We start from the raw sequence: 14,526 nt of genomic DNA, 5'->3' as shown, positions 1-14,526 counted from the left end.
GGATAATAAAAATGCCCCCAAAAAGGAAGCATTGCTGTAGTCATGCTTTATCAGATCAGGCGGCTTCTTTGAAAGGCACGCCCGCCAGTTGGGCGAGATGGCCGCCAAGATCGGTGCCGACACCTGCTGCATTGAGGGTGTCAAAATAATCATGCCAGCCGGTGGCAGTGATTCCGGCAATCAGCATATCCAGCGCTGCCTCATCCGGAAAACGCCAGATAGCAAAGAAGCTTTGCTCTGGTGCATAGGGTTTCGTCGCGTCAACTGGGCCTAAAGCCAAAGCTTCGATGCCAGCCGCCGCAAGTCCTCCCATCCCGGCGCCGACCTTTTCAAAGAAAGCCTGCCTGCCTTTTGCATCCAGTGTCAGCCAGCTTGTTTTGGGTGAATAAAGCTCTGCCAGGTAATAGGTCATGTCATATCCCTTAGGGTTTCAGTGATTTTAAAAGACTGGCCCGCATCGGTGCGGCTCCAGATGCGGCGCAACAGGGTGCTTAACAGCTGCTGCTCACCGGTTGACAGATCGCTCATCAGGCCCGCAATCCATGCGGTATGCTGATCGAAAAGCTGTTTTGCCAGATGTGCGCCATCTGGTGTGAGCCTGACTGTGAGCTTGCGGCGATCCTGTGTGTCTGCATGGCGCATGAGAAAACCGTCACGTTCCAGGCCATCCAGCAAACCGGTAATGGTTGCGCGTGTCACGCCAGCGCGTTCTGAAAGCTCGTGCGGCGAGAGACCGTCGGGCGAATTCTCCAACAGAAACAGCAGAATAAACTTGCCTTCGGAAAGCTTGTGGGGCGCAAGCCTGTTTGCGCAATCGCGATCAATGGCTGCCGCCAGCGACAGCACCTCAAAGCAGGTCTTCAGCGCATTCACAAATGGGCTATGACGGCGTTCCAGTTCGCCTAAAAGAGCATCGTGTTTTTGTTCGATTATTTCCATACGTCGCCATATAGTATGGCGCCATATTAAATGCAACTGATTTAAACAGCAGGCTGAAATTGGCTGATCTTGCTTGTGACATATATACGGTTTATATATGTTTCGTATATTTCAGTGGAAGGCGCTATGGGTATCGTTAAAATTGGTGATGAACTGCATGAGGAACTGCGTAAGGCAAGCGATGTCATGTGCCGATCGATCAATGCACAGGCCGAATACTGGATGAAAATCGGTATGCTGGCGCAGGCAAATCCGGAAATGTCGTTCAATGAAATTGTGCAGATGCAGTTGCGTGCGGCACAAGTCGAGCTTCCGGTTCTGGCGGTGCAGACATCATGATCAAAACACCTGCCGAGGTGGAAAAGATGGCAGTTTCCGGTGCGCTGCTGGCTTCCGTTTTTACGCTTCTCGACCGTACACCGCTTGCTGGCATGACCACGATGCAGGTCAATGATCTGGTCGAAGATTATATCACCCGCGAGCTACAGGCACGCCCGGCCAGCAAAGGCCAATATGATTTTCCCTATGTGTTAAACGCCTCTCAGAATGAAGTCGTTTGCCACGGTATGCCATCCGATAATGAAACAATCGCCAATGGCCAAATTATCAATTTCGACATTACGCTGGAGAAGAACGGTTATATCGCTGATTCCAGCAAGACTTATATGGTTGGTGAAGTCGCTCCGTTCGCTTCACGTCTGGTCCGCGTAACCTATGAGGCGCTGTGGAAGGGGATTGCTGCCGTGCGACCCGGTGCGACGCTCGGTGACATAGGCTATGCTATCGAACGCCATGCAAAGCGTCATGATTATAGCGTGGTGCGCGAATATTGCGGCCATGGAATTGGCCGCGAAATGCATGAAGAACCGCAGATTCTGCATTTTGGAAAACCCGGTACAGGCGCGCGTCTGCGGGAAGGGATGGTGTTCACTATCGAGCCGATGCTTAATCAGGGCACAGCCAAGGTAAAGACCGAAAAAGACGGCTGGACAGTGGTGACGCGCGATGGAAAATTGTCAGCCCAGTTTGAACATACAGTGGCCGTCACGTCGAATGGCGTGCGCGTCCTGACCCTACGCCCAGGCGAAGAAAAGATGCTCGCGTCAATCGGTCATGCAGTGTGAAGATCATCCGATTTTGCCAGCGAGCAAAAGGATAAGCATGATCGTCCCGCCAACAATCATTCCGCTTGCGAGAATCGTTCCTAAGATTACAGGCACCAGCTTCAGAAACGAAACATAGGGCGATATTTTCAGCTGAAATTCTGGCCGGATTTTTTCAGGCGTGAGACAGGTTATCGCGTAATCACCGGGCTTCATGCATTCAAAATTGCCAAGGGCATGAGAAGCATAGCCGCGCATATCCGTGCGTCTGACACCGAGCAGAGAACGGCTTGTCGAGCGATAGGCGATTGCTGCGCCGCTCTCGTGTTCCTTGATTGCAAATTGCGCGGAGAAGTAAGCTGTTCCCGAAATAATCGTCAGCGGTGGAAACACGATGCTGAGGGTGTATCGCCCGGCCTTGGGTAAATGAAAGACATACGGCTTAATGTCCGCTTTAAAGCGATGCCGGATCGCTGGCATGATGATGCGCCAAAGAATGGAAATGCAGCGGATCAGCAGATAAATTCCGAGGAAAATGCAAAGGGGCATCGCCAGATAAAGAAGCACAGCCATGTCCTTTTTTAAAATAAAAAGCCCGCCGGAAGGCGGGCTTTTGCCGTGTTTTAAAAAGCTTAGCGGCGGTCGCGTGCAGCGAGGGGGCGCAGACGAAGTGCATTGAGCTTAATGAAGCCGGCTGCGTCCTTCTGGTCATATGCGCCCTGATCGTCTTCAAAGGTGACGAGCTTGTCGGAATAAAGCGACTTGTCGCTTTCACGACCGATCACAATCACATTGCCCTTATAGAGCTTCAGCGTGACTTCACCTTCGACGTGACGCTGGCTAAGGTCGATAGCGGCCTGCAGCATTTCGCGTTCCGGCGAGAACCAGAAGCCGTAATAGATGAGTTCTGCATAGCGCGGCATCAACTCATCCTTGAGATGTGCTGCACCACGGTCGAGCGTGATCGATTCGATGGCGCGGTGGGCCGCCAACAGGATCGTGCCGCCCGGCGTTTCATAGACGCCGCGCGACTTCATGCCGACGAAGCGGTTTTCAACGAGGTCAAGGCGACCAATGCCGTTGTCGCGGCCATAATCATTAAGCTTGGCAAGCAAAGTTGCAGGCGAAAGACGTTCGCCATTGATCGAAACCGCATCACCCTTTTCAAAACCAATCTTGATAATGGTCGGTGTATCCGGGGCGGTTTCCGGTGAAATGGTGCGCATATGCACATATTCAGGCGCTTCGATTGCCGGATCTTCCAGAACCTTGCCTTCAGAAGAGGAGTGCAGCAGGTTGGCGTCAACAGAGAATGGCGCTTCGCCAAGCTTGTCCTTGGCGACAGGAATCTGGTGCTGTTCAGCAAATTCCAGCAGATGGGTGCGGCTCTTGAACGACCAGTCGCGCCATGGCGCAATGATCTTGATGTCCGGGTTCAGCGCATAGGCGGAAAGCTCGAAGCGAACCTGATCATTGCCCTTGCCGGTCGCGCCGTGTGCAATGGCGTCAGCGCCGGTCTTTTTTGCGATATCGATGAGATGTTTGGAGATCAGCGGACGGGCAATCGAGGTGCCGAGCAGATAGACGCCTTCATAGACGGCATTGGCGCGGAACATCGGGAAGACGAAATCGCGCACGAATTCTTCGCGCACATCCTCAATGAAGATTTCCTTGATACCGAGCATTTCCGCTTTCTTGCGTGCAGGTTCAAGCTCTTCGCCCTGGCCAAGATCGGCGGTAAAGGTGACGACTTCTGCGTTAAGCTCAGTCTGCAACCATTTCAGGATGATTGAGGTGTCGAGACCACCCGAATAGGCGAGAACGACCTTTTTAACGTCTTTCAGCTTGCTCATAGTTCACTTCCGTCTGAGATGCGATGATGGCCCAAAGGGCCGTAGAACAGGATGTTGCAGTTCTTTTATCAGTTGCCAAGCCGTGCGCAAGCCGGATGCTCAACACTTATCAAAAAGGATGAAAGAAAGCTGTGGCGGCCAGATTGTATTCGCGTTAGCTTGCCGCGAATTCCCGGAGTCTCTTTTGATGTCTTTCCTGACAAACCTGACCTTTGTTCCTGAATGGACCATCTTCGTCCAGTTCGTGATCGCAACTGCAATTTTATCCATCACGCCCGGCCCGGATATGACGCTTTTCGTCGGTCGCGCTTTGTCGGAAGGAAAGGCTGCAGGCTTTGCGTGTATGGCGGGTGCCAGTACCGGGATCGTATTTCACACGAGCATGGTGGCGCTTGGCTTGTCCGCGCTGATCATAGCATCGCCCGCAGCCTTCACGGTGTTGAAAACCGTCGGTGCGCTTTATCTGGTTTGGCTGGCTGTGCAGGCCATCCGCAAGGGGTCGGCATTTTCGCCGGAAAAGAATGGCGGCAAAAAGCATACATTGTTTCAGAACTGGGCAACTGGTCTTGGCATCAATCTGCTCAATCCAAAGATCATTCTGTTCAACATGACCTTCCTTCCGCAGTTCGTATCGGCACATGATCCTCACGCCATGGGAAAACTGTTCTTCCTTGGCCTTTCATTCATCCCGCTGGCGCTGCCCTTCACCATTCCGATGGTGATAGCAGCCGACAAATTTGCAGGCCTTCTGAAGAAGAACCCGACAGTCACGCGGATTGTAGACTGGCTTTTTGCGGGCATTTTCTCAGCGTTCGCACTGAAGATCATCACCGCACAGGCAAAGTAAGATTAATCAACCGGACGAACTAAAAATCGCCCGGCATTTCTTCCGGCGATCAGCCAGTACAAGAAGCCGCCGACAACGCCTGAGCAGGCAAAGGTGCCGGTCATGAGCACTATGCTGGGCGCTAACTGTTGATCCTGAAACGCAAAAAGAGAACCGGTTCCCATTGCCATCAGGCCGATCAGCAGACCGCCGATGCAATAAGGCAGCGATGATTTCCAGCCTCGTGCTTCACCGATTACAATCAAACCCATCGCCGGGAAAAAGCTGAAACCACCTGCCATAACGGCAAGCACCGGCCCGCCCACGAGAATCGCGGCGTAAAACCCGGTCATATTCCAGGCATCGCGAATTTCAGTGAATACATCCTCAAAAAACGGATCTGACAGCGCATAGCCAAGCACATCGATTTGGCTATACAGAATGGCCGCGAGAAAGAAGCCCGCTGCTAAAACGGCGATACAATAACCAAAAACAATAACAACAAACCGCATGATGTAATCGAATGTATCGGTCAACCGTGCCTCGTCTCCGTTAATTAATCACCATGCCCGGCAATCATCATGGCTTCAAGCGCCAGACGTTCTGTCTTGCGCATACGCTCGGATTCGGACTTCAGCTGACCACACGCTGCCAGAATATCGCGACCACGCGGGGTGCGGATCGGTGAAGCATAGCCTGCCGCATTCACATAATCGGCAAAGCGTTCAATATGTTCCCAGTCCGAGCACTGGTAGTTGGTGCCGGGCCATGGATTGAAAGGGATCAGATTGATCTTTGCCGGGATGCCTTTCAGAAGCTTAACCAGCAGCTTGGCATCTTCCATGCTGTCATTGATATCTTTCAGCATCACATATTCAAAGGTGATGCGCTTTGCATTTGACAGGCCCGGATATTCGCGGCAAGCCTTGAGCAACTGCTCCAGCGGATATTTTTTGTTGATGGGCACCAGAAGGTCGCGTAACTCATCGCGAACAGCATGGAGTGAAATTGCCAGCATCACGCCGATTTCTTCGCCGGTGCGATAGATTTCCGGCACGACACCAGAGGTCGAAAGTGTGATACGACGCTTCGAGAGCGCCAGCCCATCGCCATCTGACGCAATGAGCAAAGCCTTTTTCACTTCTTCGAAGTTATAAAGCGGCTCCCCCATGCCCATCATCACGATGTTGGTGACCTTACGGCCTTCTGCGGGTACGATGGCACCATCCGGTGTATCGGTTTCCGGGAAATCCCCCAAACGATCACGCGCGGTCAGAAGCTGCGCCAGAATTTCTTCTGATGTCAGATTACGTACCAGCTTCTGTGTGCCGGTGTGACAGAAAGAGCAGGTCAGAGTGCAGCCCACCTGAGATGAAATGCACAGCGTGCCACGGCCTTCTTCAGGAATATAGACACATTCGATTTCGACAGGGCGTCCGGCTCCGCGTGGCGGAAAGCGGAACAGCCACTTGCGCGTACCATCCTGTGAGATTTGCTCTTCAACCACTTCCGGGCGTGCAATGGTGAAATGCTGCGCCAACAGAGCGCGCAAATCCTTGGAAATGTTGCGCATATCGGCAAAGTCGGAAACGCCGCGCACATAAAGCCAATGCCAGAGCTGCGCAATGCGCATCTTGACCTGCTTCGGCAAAACGCCAACCTTGATCAGTGCATCAGCCATTTCTTCACGAGACATGCCGATGAGCGATGGCTTCTGCTCAATATTTGCGCGCACATGGCGGGCAAGCTGGTCGCGCGTATCATCAATGGTCAGGTCGAACGAAATGGACATATGTTTTCAACTGTTGAGGACGCCGCATAAAGCGCGCCGGTAAACACGATCTGTTGCATGGATATATGGGCTCATTCGTCTGAAATGCGAGCCCGGTGTGCGCGCTCATAGCACACAATATTCAATCAGTCATCCCGCAGTATGGGCTTGGCTGTTATGCAGTATGATGCTTGTCTGATTAAAAAAAGCCGGAGCGGAGCTCCGGCTTAACAATTCAGCGTAAACCGATCGGCCTATTTGCACTTCTGAATGGCTGCGAGTGCTGCCGAAATGCCCTTGAGGGAATAGGTGTAATTGGTCTTGGTGCCGCGTTTTGACTGCGCCTGCACCTTCATGTCCGCACCACCGCGCATAGCTGCGATGAGCTGCGGCTCTTCAGCGGCATTTTCCATCCAGCCGGATTTACCGTTGACGAACATGTTGAAGTTACGATTGCCGATGGTGACGACCACCTTGGCAGCCGGATTCGTGTTCAGCTCATAACCAGCCATAAACTGCGGCTCAAAAGTGATATTCTGCCCAGGCTTCTGGCTCACGATAAAGAAGTTGTCGCCATGATCGACATTGGCGGGCGCTTTCTGTGTTGGAACAGACAGGACATAGCAAACCTTGCCATTACCAGACTGGTAGCTATATGCGCCCCAGGCGTCGAACTGCTTAATCGGGGTCGGTGTCTGCGCGAGTGCCGAACCCGCCATTGCAATTGTAAACACCGAAGCCGCGACAATCGATTTTCCAAGCATGGTCTTTTACCGGTTCTCTTTCGTTTGCTTCAAAGTCGAATACCGGGATATCGCCGTTCAATACGCCGTCCCGTTTGGTGACCCTTAATGTGCCTTAATCAGGGTTACTAAACGGTGAAGTTTTGAAAGAAAACTTGAACGAGTGTACCAGGCTTTGAACCTGAGTTCCCGCAATCCCGTTGCCAACTTCATCCAAAAGAAAGCGGCAAGAGTTTGTCATATTGCTTCCATGCGCAATCTTAGCTTCGGCTGCTCCATAACAAATCTGTGAAATCGAGTGGCGATATCAGGCAGTTTCACCCTCATCACGCATCGCCTCACGCGCAGCAATTCTGTGTGCTGGCGTGATATGCGTGCGCACAGCAGTCAGAGCCGCCATGAGCACTGCTATGTCGTCGGTAAAGCCGATGCCGACCAGCATATCGGGAACAATGTCGAAAGGCAGCACAAAATAGGCCAGTGCTGCCATGAGCGTCATTCGAACGCGTGTCGGAGTTTTCTCATCGAGCGCACAATAATAAGCCGCAACGACCTCATCCATGAATGGAACCATGCGTCCGGCACGACGCGCGGTTTTCCAGAAACCCTGTTTCACCCGTTCACTACGCTTTTGATGGTCGCGTTCACTTCCGGGTTCAAGGATATCATCAATCTTGGTGCGATCCATAATCAGTTAAACTCCTGTCAGCCAGATAGAGGGCCATGACGACAATAAGATGGTATTATTTTTGATCGCTTTCAAGTTTTACACCTCGACTGCCCCTGCCAGAACCATCAGCTACACCGAGACGGCCAAATCAGCGGAATATGCATGTTGGCCCGTTATCGGCTAGCGCGTCAGCGAAAAAATCGGAATCGATTTTTGTAAAGAAAGATTTTTATAATCAAATAGTTAGGGCGAATCTTGTGGTTCCGAAAGGACGCACGATGCTCCAACGACGATCTGATTGAGTGGAGCTTTTCGATGCAATTAACTGGTTATGGCGAAAATTTTGTCCGCAGCGACCGGTCAACCCAGTTCTATCGCGGTCATCAACTCGCAGCTGCGCAGGATATTGGAGATCAGGTTAATATCGATGTTAAAGACGGCATCTGTTATGATGTCACGGCTTATATGCGTTTTTTACTTGGTGCCAGCATCTCCGAGCACACTTTACGTGGTACATCCGGGCAGAACTGGATACCCTTGCTAAATTTCCGGGCCGGAGAATTGTGGAACGGCTATTCATCGCTGCCTTACGGGCGCGCCATTGGCTTTTACGACCTGAAAGCTGGGCATATATTTCATTCTGCTATTTCGGTAGGGGATGTGTTTATCCGTAGCATCGACGGTGGCATGCTTGGCCAGATCTGGAGTGATTGCGTAGATCTTACTAAGGTTCTACCTTATATTGCGCGAAATCGAGATGGGAGCTTTAATTTTCAAAAGAAGATAATTTTTGTTTATATTTCAAAGGTTTGATTAGAGAAAAGTGCATTCATCTTGATTGCAAACTTTATGTCAAGTTCTGTAATTCCGTTGGCACTGTGTGTTGCAAGCGTGACATCGACACGATTGTAGACATTGAACCATTCGGGGTGGTGGTCGAGCTTTTCGGCATAAAGCGCTGCTCGGGCCATGAAGCCGAAAGCCTCGCTAAAGTCCTTGAATTTAAAAGTTTTGCTGATCGCTTCACGGTCGTCAGCCTTCTGCCAACCTTCAAGTTTGCTAAGTGCCAGTTTTAGTTCGTTCTCACTCAGCCGGTTGCGTGCCATTGTCTTTTGCCTATGTTGTTGGTTATTCAGCTCTAACTTATCATAGCCGCGAGAGTTCCGTGACCCAGTCAGCCCCGAACAGTATTCTATTTGTCTGTGCAGGCAATATCTGCCGTTCTCCGCTTGCGGAAGGCGTATTGGCCCAGGTTTTGACAGAGCGTCACATTGATCATGTGCTGATCGATTCTGCAGGCACAAATGGCTACCATACCGGCGAAGCGCCTGATGATCGTTCTATCCGGGTTGCATCCGGGCATGGCCTTGATATTTCCGGTCAGCGCTGCCGCCAGCTCACGTCAGGCGACTTTACGCGTTTCGATCTCATTCTCGGAATGGATCGCTACAATATGCGCATGATCGCTCAGAGACAGCCTGCGAACGCAAGCGCTCGTATCGGGCTTTTTACCGAAATTGCGGAAGGTAAAGCCGTTGAAATCCCCGATCCTTACTATGGGGATATCGGGGATTTCGAAAAGGTTTACCGCATGGTACTGGCCTCTTCAAATGCGTTGGTTGACCAATTCTGGCGTAATGCGGGAACCAAGGGCCAAGCTTCCTCGACAATATAGGGCCCACCGCCGACAGAATCGCGTGAGGACATCAGCACGAAACGAGCCACTTTAAAGGGCACTGTCGAGAAATTGCCGCGCGATGAAAGATAGCGCACGACATCGTCAATGCGTGGATTTTTCAACCGTGCCAAAGTCACATGAGGGGTGAATTTGCGCGGATCGGCGGGAATGCGAAGCCGCTGGCAAATACGCTCGATTTCGCCTTGCAATGCGTTGAGCTCTGGTGAAGGGGATACACCTGCATAGATGCTGTGGGGCTTCTTGGAGCCGAAAGCATCGACACCTGACAGGTTGATCATGAATTCGGGGCGCCGCACGCGATCAAGCGCATTGGCAACCTCGTCGGCCACATGGCCTTCCACATCTCCGATAAAACGCAAGGTTATGTGGTAGTTTTCGACATCAATCCAGCGCGCACCGAGGAGGCCGCCTCGCAATAACGAGAGCGATAGCGCGGCGTCGCGCGGGATTTCGAGGGCAGTAAAGAGACGCGGCATAAAGCATCCTCCTCGAATCGTTCTGCGCCAGAGCGTCGTGTGGCCTAAACCACGGGAGGACGCTCTGAGTTAGAGTGCCTGTGCATCGATCATCAGAAAAGCGAATCTTTTTCCCTCACCGATACAATTCTCAGCGAATCATTCTTCGCGTTCTTGAGCAAGCTGTTTATGCTTGACTGTTAGGTCAGTTGCCAGATGTCCCCGTCTTTTGTTCAGCTTTCAGGGTTTTCTCGATGACTGGCATGAAATTGGAAACCATCGTTTGCACGCCTTTTTCATTGGGATGCATTCCGTCTTCGAGCAAAAGTCCTTTTTGCGTGGCAACGCCATCAAGGAAAAAAGGATAAAGCGGCACGCCATACTTTTGCGCGAGCTTGGGGTAAATCGGATTGAATTTCTCGGCGTAATCCTTGCCCATATTGGGTGGTGCCATCATACCTGCAAGGATAACGGAGATTCCCCGTGTCTTAAGGCGTGACAGCATCTCATCGAGATTTTTCTCGGTAATGTCGGGCGAAATACCGCGCAGCGCATCATTGGCACCGAGTTCGAGAATCACGAGATCCGTTCCATCAGGGATCGACCAGTCAATGCGTGCAAGCCCGCCGGTTGTGGTGTCACCTGATACGCCGGCATTTTCAATGCTAACTTCATAGCCTTTGTCATCGAGCGCTTTTTCAAGCTGCTGCGGAAAGGCCGCGTTAGAAGGCAGGAGATAGCCAGCCATCAGACTATCACCGAAGCCTACGATTTTCACCTGTGCAAGCTGTTCAGTTGGCAATGCATCTTCAAGACCGGTTGGCTCTTCCTGCGCACGCGCAACGGTAACAATAAAAGACGCAGCTATGACAAAAATCGACAGCCATACCGGGATCGAGAGTTTGAAACGCATCGTTAGCAACCCATATCTAGCAAGGTGGGCAAATCGCCCGGAGGACTTCTCGTCAATTTCTGGCGCAAAACAAGTTCAATTTTGTGGCGTGCTCTGGCTCTTGAATATTCATATAGGAAGAAAAACGCGTGACGGAACAGGTGACTTCGCTAAATCATGCCCCGATCATAGAGCTTGAGAATGTTCATCTGACCCTGGGGCATGCGGCATCATCCGTCCATGTACTCAAAGGCGTCTCGCTTTCAATTACCCAAGGCAAGTCTGTTGGCATCGTTGGACCGTCGGGATCGGGCAAATCCACACTTTTGATGGTTCTTGCCGGTCTTGAGCATATTGATCAGGGAACGGTCAATATTGCCGGTAAAACCATCAGTCAAATGACCGAGGATCAGGCAGCCGCTTTTCGTGGTGCCAATATCGGTATCGTGTTTCAGTCGTTCCATCTCATTCCGAATATGACGGCACTGGAGAATGTCGCCGTCCCTCTGGAGCTTGCCGGTCGGCGTGATGCCTTCGAAGTGGCCGAACGTGAATTGCGCGCTGTTGGTCTTGGTGAGCGTCTAACGCATTATCCATCCGAATTGTCGGGTGGCGAGCAGCAGCGCGTGGCGATTGCCCGTGCGCTTGCGCCAAGCCCGAAAATCCTGATTGCTGATGAGCCGACCGGCAATCTCGACACGACAACCGGTCGCCAGATTGCTGACCTGCTGTTTTCCAAGCAGCGTGAAAACGGTCTGACCATGGTATTGGTAACGCATGATCCGTCGTTGGCTGCGCGTTGTGATCAGGAAATTCCTGTGCGTTCGGGCCGTATCGAAGAGCATTCAGGAAAACAACCTGCGCTTGAAACAGCGGTGGCTGGCCAATGAACGGGCTTGCTTCCTTCTCTCTCGCTCTCCGCTTTGCATTGCGAGAAATGCGTGGTGGGCTTTCGGGATTTTACATTTTTCTGGCCTGTATCGCGTTGGGTGTCGCAGCGATTGGTGGCGTGAATTCTGTTGCGCGTTCGGTCAGCACAGGCATTGCAGCCGAAGGTCAAAGCATTCTTGGCGGCGATGTGAGCTTCGCACTTAATCAGCGCGAGGCAAGTGCCGAGGAACGTGCTTTCATAGACCAGCAGGGCAAGGTTGCCGAGAGCGCCACCATGCGCTCCATGGCACGTCAGCCGGACGGGTCGGACCAGTCGCTGGTTGAAGTGAAGGCAGTGGATGCCGCGTATCCTCTTTACGGTACGCTAAAAACGACGCCACAGCTTTCGTTTGATGACATGACAAAGCAGCAGAATGGAGCCTATGGTGCTGCCGTCAGTCAGGATTTTCTTAACCGCATGGGCGTTCAGCTCGGAACAAAGGTACTGCTTGGCTCTGAAACGTTTGAGCTGCGTGCATTGATCGAAAGCGAACCCGACCTTCTGTCGTCGGGTTTTAATTTCGCGCCGCGTTTTCTGGTTTCGATGGATGGCCTTCGCGCTTCCGGCCTGATCCAGCCCGGAAGCCTGGTTGACCATATCTATAAGGTGGCATTGCCGGATGGTGCACCCGATTCCGCAATCGTGCAATTGCGCGAACGCGCAATGAAAGACTTTCCGGATGCAGGCTGGAATATCCGTTCGCGCAGCAATGCAGCGCCTGCGTTAACCGCAAATATCGAGCGCTTTTCGCAATTTCTCACGCTGGTCGGCCTGACTGCACTTATTGTTGGCGGTGTTGGTGTCGCCAATGCCGTGCGTGCCTATCTTGATGGCAAGCGCGGCGTGATCGCGACGTTTAAATCATTGGGGGCACCGGCGCGTTTCGCGGTGCTGGTCTATCTCGTGCAGATCATGGTTATCGGCTTGATCGGCATCCTACTTGGTCTGGTGCTTGCCGCGATCATACCATATGCAGCCGCTTTGGCGCTCGCCAATTACCTGCCCGTTGCGGGTGGTGGCGGCTTCTTTCCGCAAGCGCTCGCCTTGGCGGCGGTCTTCGGTCTCATCACAACGCTTGCCTTTGCGATTATTCCGCTCGGCCGCGCGCGTGAAATTCCGGCAACGGCTCTATTTCGCGAACAGGGATTTGAACAACGTGGTTTACCGCCGCTACTTTATCTAACGCTCGCTGTTTTGCTAATTGCTGCTTTGGCAGGCTTGGCACTTTACGTCGCTTATGATCGACGGATTGCTGCGATATTCATCGTATCATCTATTGCTGCCTTTGGTGTTTTACGGCTGGTCGCCGACGGTATCCGCTGGCTGGCACGTCGCGCGCCGCGTACGCGTTCGACAGCGGTTCGGCTTGCGGTTGGCAATATCTATCGACCTGGCGCGCTGACACCATCCGTGGTTCTTTCGCTTGGACTTGGCCTCACATTGATGGTGGCGATTGCGCTCATTGATGGCAATCTGCGCCGTCAGGTAACGGAGAATATTCCGGCACAGGCTCCGGACTTTTTCTTTGTCGATATCCAGAACAATGACATCGGTGATTTCACCAAGCTTGTGAGCGGTATTGTCCCGGATGGTAAACTCACTTCGGGTCCGATGCTGCGCGGTCGTATCGTCGCATTTAACGGCACCAATATTCGTGACATGACCATTCCACCGGAAGCAGCCTGGGTACTGCGCGGCGATCGTGGCATTACCTTTGCTGACAAAGTTCCGGAAAATTCGACGCTGACGGAAGGCCAATGGTGGCCGGAAAATTACTCCGGCGAGCCGCTTGTTTCTTTCGCTGAGCGTGAAGGCAAGGAACTTGGGCTTAAGCTTGGCGATACGGTTACCGTTAATGTGCTTGGCCGCAACATCAATGCAAAGATTGCAAGCTTCCGGCAGTTGCAGTGGGAAACGCTGGCGATGAATTTCGTCATGGTGTTCTCGCCAAACACTTTTGCCGGTGCGCCTGCCACATGGCTTGCAACACTGACAATTCCTGATGGTCAGAAGAATCTGGCACCCGATGTTCTGCAACAGGTTACAAAAACATGGCCAGCGGTGACGACCGTCAGTGTGACTGATGCGCTTGATGTGGCGAATGATCTGATCAGCCAGCTTGCAACGGCAATTCGGGCTGCAGCGTCCATCGCTCTTGCAGCTTCTGTTCTGGTGCTTGGCGGCGCTCTGGCGGCCGGCAACCGTGCCCGTGTTCACGATGCGGTTGTGCTGAAAACGCTGGGTGCCACGCGTGGCACGCTGATTGCAGCCTATATCGTCGAGTATATGCTTCTGGGCCTTGCGACAGCCCTGTTCGCGCTGGTCGCCGGCGGTATTGCTGGGTGGTATGTTGTGGTCGAAGTCATGAAGCTGAAGGCGCAGTTCCTGCCTGATGTTGCACTTATGACTGTGGGGGTCGCTCTCGTTTTGACTGTTGGATTCGGTCTGGCCGGTACATGGCGCGTGCTGGGTCAGAAGCCAGCAAATGTGCTTCGAACCTTATGAAGCATTTGTAATGTTGCGCCCTTAACTTGCTTAAGCCCTTGGATCGCATGGATAATGCGGTTCGGATTTCAAGCCGTCTTATCACGATTTTTTTCAAGTAGTACTTGTGTGAGAGGTTTAAAATCCCCATAATAAACGC

Annotated in this window: 18 protein-coding genes; 7 read left to right on the top strand and 11 right to left on the bottom strand. The window is 52.4% G+C overall.

Going from position 1 to position 14,526, the window contains the following annotated elements:
• Nucleotides 1-55: 55 nt before the first annotated feature.
• The gene (locus tag H5024_RS00810; RefSeq protein WP_187543560.1) at nt 56-412 is read right to left on the bottom strand and encodes a DUF6616 family protein; all 357 of its coding nucleotides are present in this window, start codon (nt 410-412) and stop codon (nt 56-58) included.
• Entirely contained in the window at nt 409-939 is a 531-nt protein-coding gene (locus H5024_RS00805; RefSeq protein ID WP_187543558.1) for a MarR family transcriptional regulator, read from the bottom strand. The genes H5024_RS00810 and H5024_RS00805 overlap by 4 nt, the downstream gene beginning before the upstream one ends.
• Before the next feature lie 126 nt (nt 940-1,065).
• Between H5024_RS00805 and H5024_RS00800 the strand changes: the two genes are divergently transcribed.
• Entirely contained in the window at nt 1,066-1,278 is a 213-nt protein-coding gene (locus tag H5024_RS00800; protein ID WP_187543556.1) for a ParD-like family protein, read from the top strand.
• Nucleotides 1,275-2,063: a type I methionyl aminopeptidase gene (gene map / locus H5024_RS00795; RefSeq protein ID WP_187543554.1), complete on the top strand. Its 789-nt coding sequence runs from the start codon at nt 1,275-1,277 to the stop codon at nt 2,061-2,063. Before H5024_RS00800 ends, map begins: the two co-directional genes overlap by 4 nt.
• A gap of 3 nt (nt 2,064-2,066) precedes the next feature.
• Here map and H5024_RS00790 read toward each other — a convergent pair whose 3' ends face one another.
• Nucleotides 2,067-2,615, bottom strand: coding sequence for a hypothetical protein (locus tag H5024_RS00790; RefSeq protein WP_187543551.1), 549 nt, complete (start codon nt 2,613-2,615; stop codon nt 2,067-2,069).
• Nucleotides 2,616-2,674: 59 nt separating this feature from the next.
• Entirely contained in the window at nt 2,675-3,895 is a 1,221-nt protein-coding gene (locus tag H5024_RS00785) for an argininosuccinate synthase (protein WP_187543549.1), read from the bottom strand.
• A gap of 187 nt (nt 3,896-4,082) precedes the next feature.
• Between H5024_RS00785 and H5024_RS00780 the strand changes: the two genes are divergently transcribed.
• A complete protein-coding gene (locus H5024_RS00780) occupies nt 4,083-4,742 on the top strand; it encodes a LysE family translocator (RefSeq protein WP_187543547.1) in 660 nt (219 codons plus the stop codon).
• A 2-nt stretch (nt 4,743-4,744) separates the two neighbouring features.
• On the opposite strand, the gene H5024_RS00775 is transcribed toward H5024_RS00780, so the two are convergent.
• The 4 genes from H5024_RS00775 to H5024_RS00760 form a co-directional block, all read right to left on the bottom strand.
• Nucleotides 4,745-5,257, bottom strand: coding sequence for a hypothetical protein (locus H5024_RS00775; protein WP_187543545.1), 513 nt, complete (start codon nt 5,255-5,257; stop codon nt 4,745-4,747).
• A 20-nt stretch (nt 5,258-5,277) separates the two neighbouring features.
• Complete coding sequence (rlmN, locus tag H5024_RS00770) at nt 5,278-6,513, bottom strand: 23S rRNA (adenine(2503)-C(2))-methyltransferase RlmN (RefSeq protein WP_187543543.1); 1,236 nt, start codon at nt 6,511-6,513, stop codon at nt 5,278-5,280.
• Nucleotides 6,514-6,746: 233 nt separating this feature from the next.
• Complete coding sequence (locus H5024_RS00765) at nt 6,747-7,256, bottom strand: invasion associated locus B family protein (protein ID WP_187543542.1); 510 nt, start codon at nt 7,254-7,256, stop codon at nt 6,747-6,749.
• A gap of 286 nt (nt 7,257-7,542) precedes the next feature.
• Nucleotides 7,543-7,923 carry a YkvA family protein gene (locus H5024_RS00760; protein WP_187543541.1) on the bottom strand — a complete coding sequence of 127 codons (381 nt, stop codon included), beginning with the start codon at nt 7,921-7,923 and terminating at the stop codon, nt 7,543-7,545.
• A 297-nt stretch (nt 7,924-8,220) separates the two neighbouring features.
• Between H5024_RS00760 and H5024_RS00755 the strand changes: the two genes are divergently transcribed.
• Nucleotides 8,221-8,718 (top strand): hypothetical protein, encoded by a 498-nt coding sequence (locus H5024_RS00755; protein WP_187543539.1) that lies wholly within the window; start codon nt 8,221-8,223, stop codon nt 8,716-8,718.
• Here H5024_RS00755 and H5024_RS00750 read toward each other — a convergent pair.
• Nucleotides 8,700-9,011: a 4a-hydroxytetrahydrobiopterin dehydratase gene (locus H5024_RS00750; RefSeq protein ID WP_187543538.1), complete on the bottom strand. Its 312-nt coding sequence runs from the start codon at nt 9,009-9,011 to the stop codon at nt 8,700-8,702. The genes H5024_RS00755 and H5024_RS00750 overlap by 19 nt on opposite strands.
• Nucleotides 9,012-9,070: 59 nt before the next feature.
• On the opposite strand from H5024_RS00750, the gene H5024_RS00745 reads away from it, so the two are divergent.
• The gene (locus H5024_RS00745) at nt 9,071-9,580 is read left to right on the top strand and encodes a low molecular weight protein-tyrosine-phosphatase (protein WP_348770672.1); all 510 of its coding nucleotides are present in this window, start codon (nt 9,071-9,073) and stop codon (nt 9,578-9,580) included.
• On the opposite strand, the gene thpR is transcribed toward H5024_RS00745, so the two are convergent.
• A complete protein-coding gene (gene thpR, locus H5024_RS00740) occupies nt 9,490-10,080 on the bottom strand; it encodes an RNA 2',3'-cyclic phosphodiesterase (RefSeq protein ID WP_187543537.1) in 591 nt (196 codons plus the stop codon). The genes H5024_RS00745 and thpR overlap by 91 nt on opposite strands.
• Nucleotides 10,081-10,264: 184 nt before the next feature.
• Nucleotides 10,265-10,972: an arylesterase gene (locus tag H5024_RS00735; RefSeq protein WP_187543535.1), complete on the bottom strand. Its 708-nt coding sequence runs from the start codon at nt 10,970-10,972 to the stop codon at nt 10,265-10,267.
• 140 nt (nt 10,973-11,112) lie between these two features.
• Between H5024_RS00735 and H5024_RS00730 the strand changes: the two genes are divergently transcribed.
• Nucleotides 11,113-11,841 (top strand): ABC transporter ATP-binding protein, encoded by a 729-nt coding sequence (locus tag H5024_RS00730; RefSeq protein ID WP_187546477.1) that lies wholly within the window; start codon nt 11,113-11,115, stop codon nt 11,839-11,841.
• The gene (locus H5024_RS00725; RefSeq protein WP_187543533.1) at nt 11,838-14,387 is read left to right on the top strand and encodes an ABC transporter permease; all 2,550 of its coding nucleotides are present in this window, start codon (nt 11,838-11,840) and stop codon (nt 14,385-14,387) included. Before H5024_RS00730 ends, H5024_RS00725 begins: the two co-directional genes overlap by 4 nt.
• The last annotated feature ends 139 nt before the right edge of the window (nt 14,388-14,526 follow it).

It is taken from the genome of Ochrobactrum sp. Marseille-Q0166 (assembly GCF_014397025.1).
In the GTDB taxonomy this organism is placed as follows: domain Bacteria; phylum Pseudomonadota; class Alphaproteobacteria; order Rhizobiales; family Rhizobiaceae; genus Brucella.
Note: the sequence above shows the minus strand (reverse complement) of the source record. Positions and strands in the feature narration are given on the sequence as shown.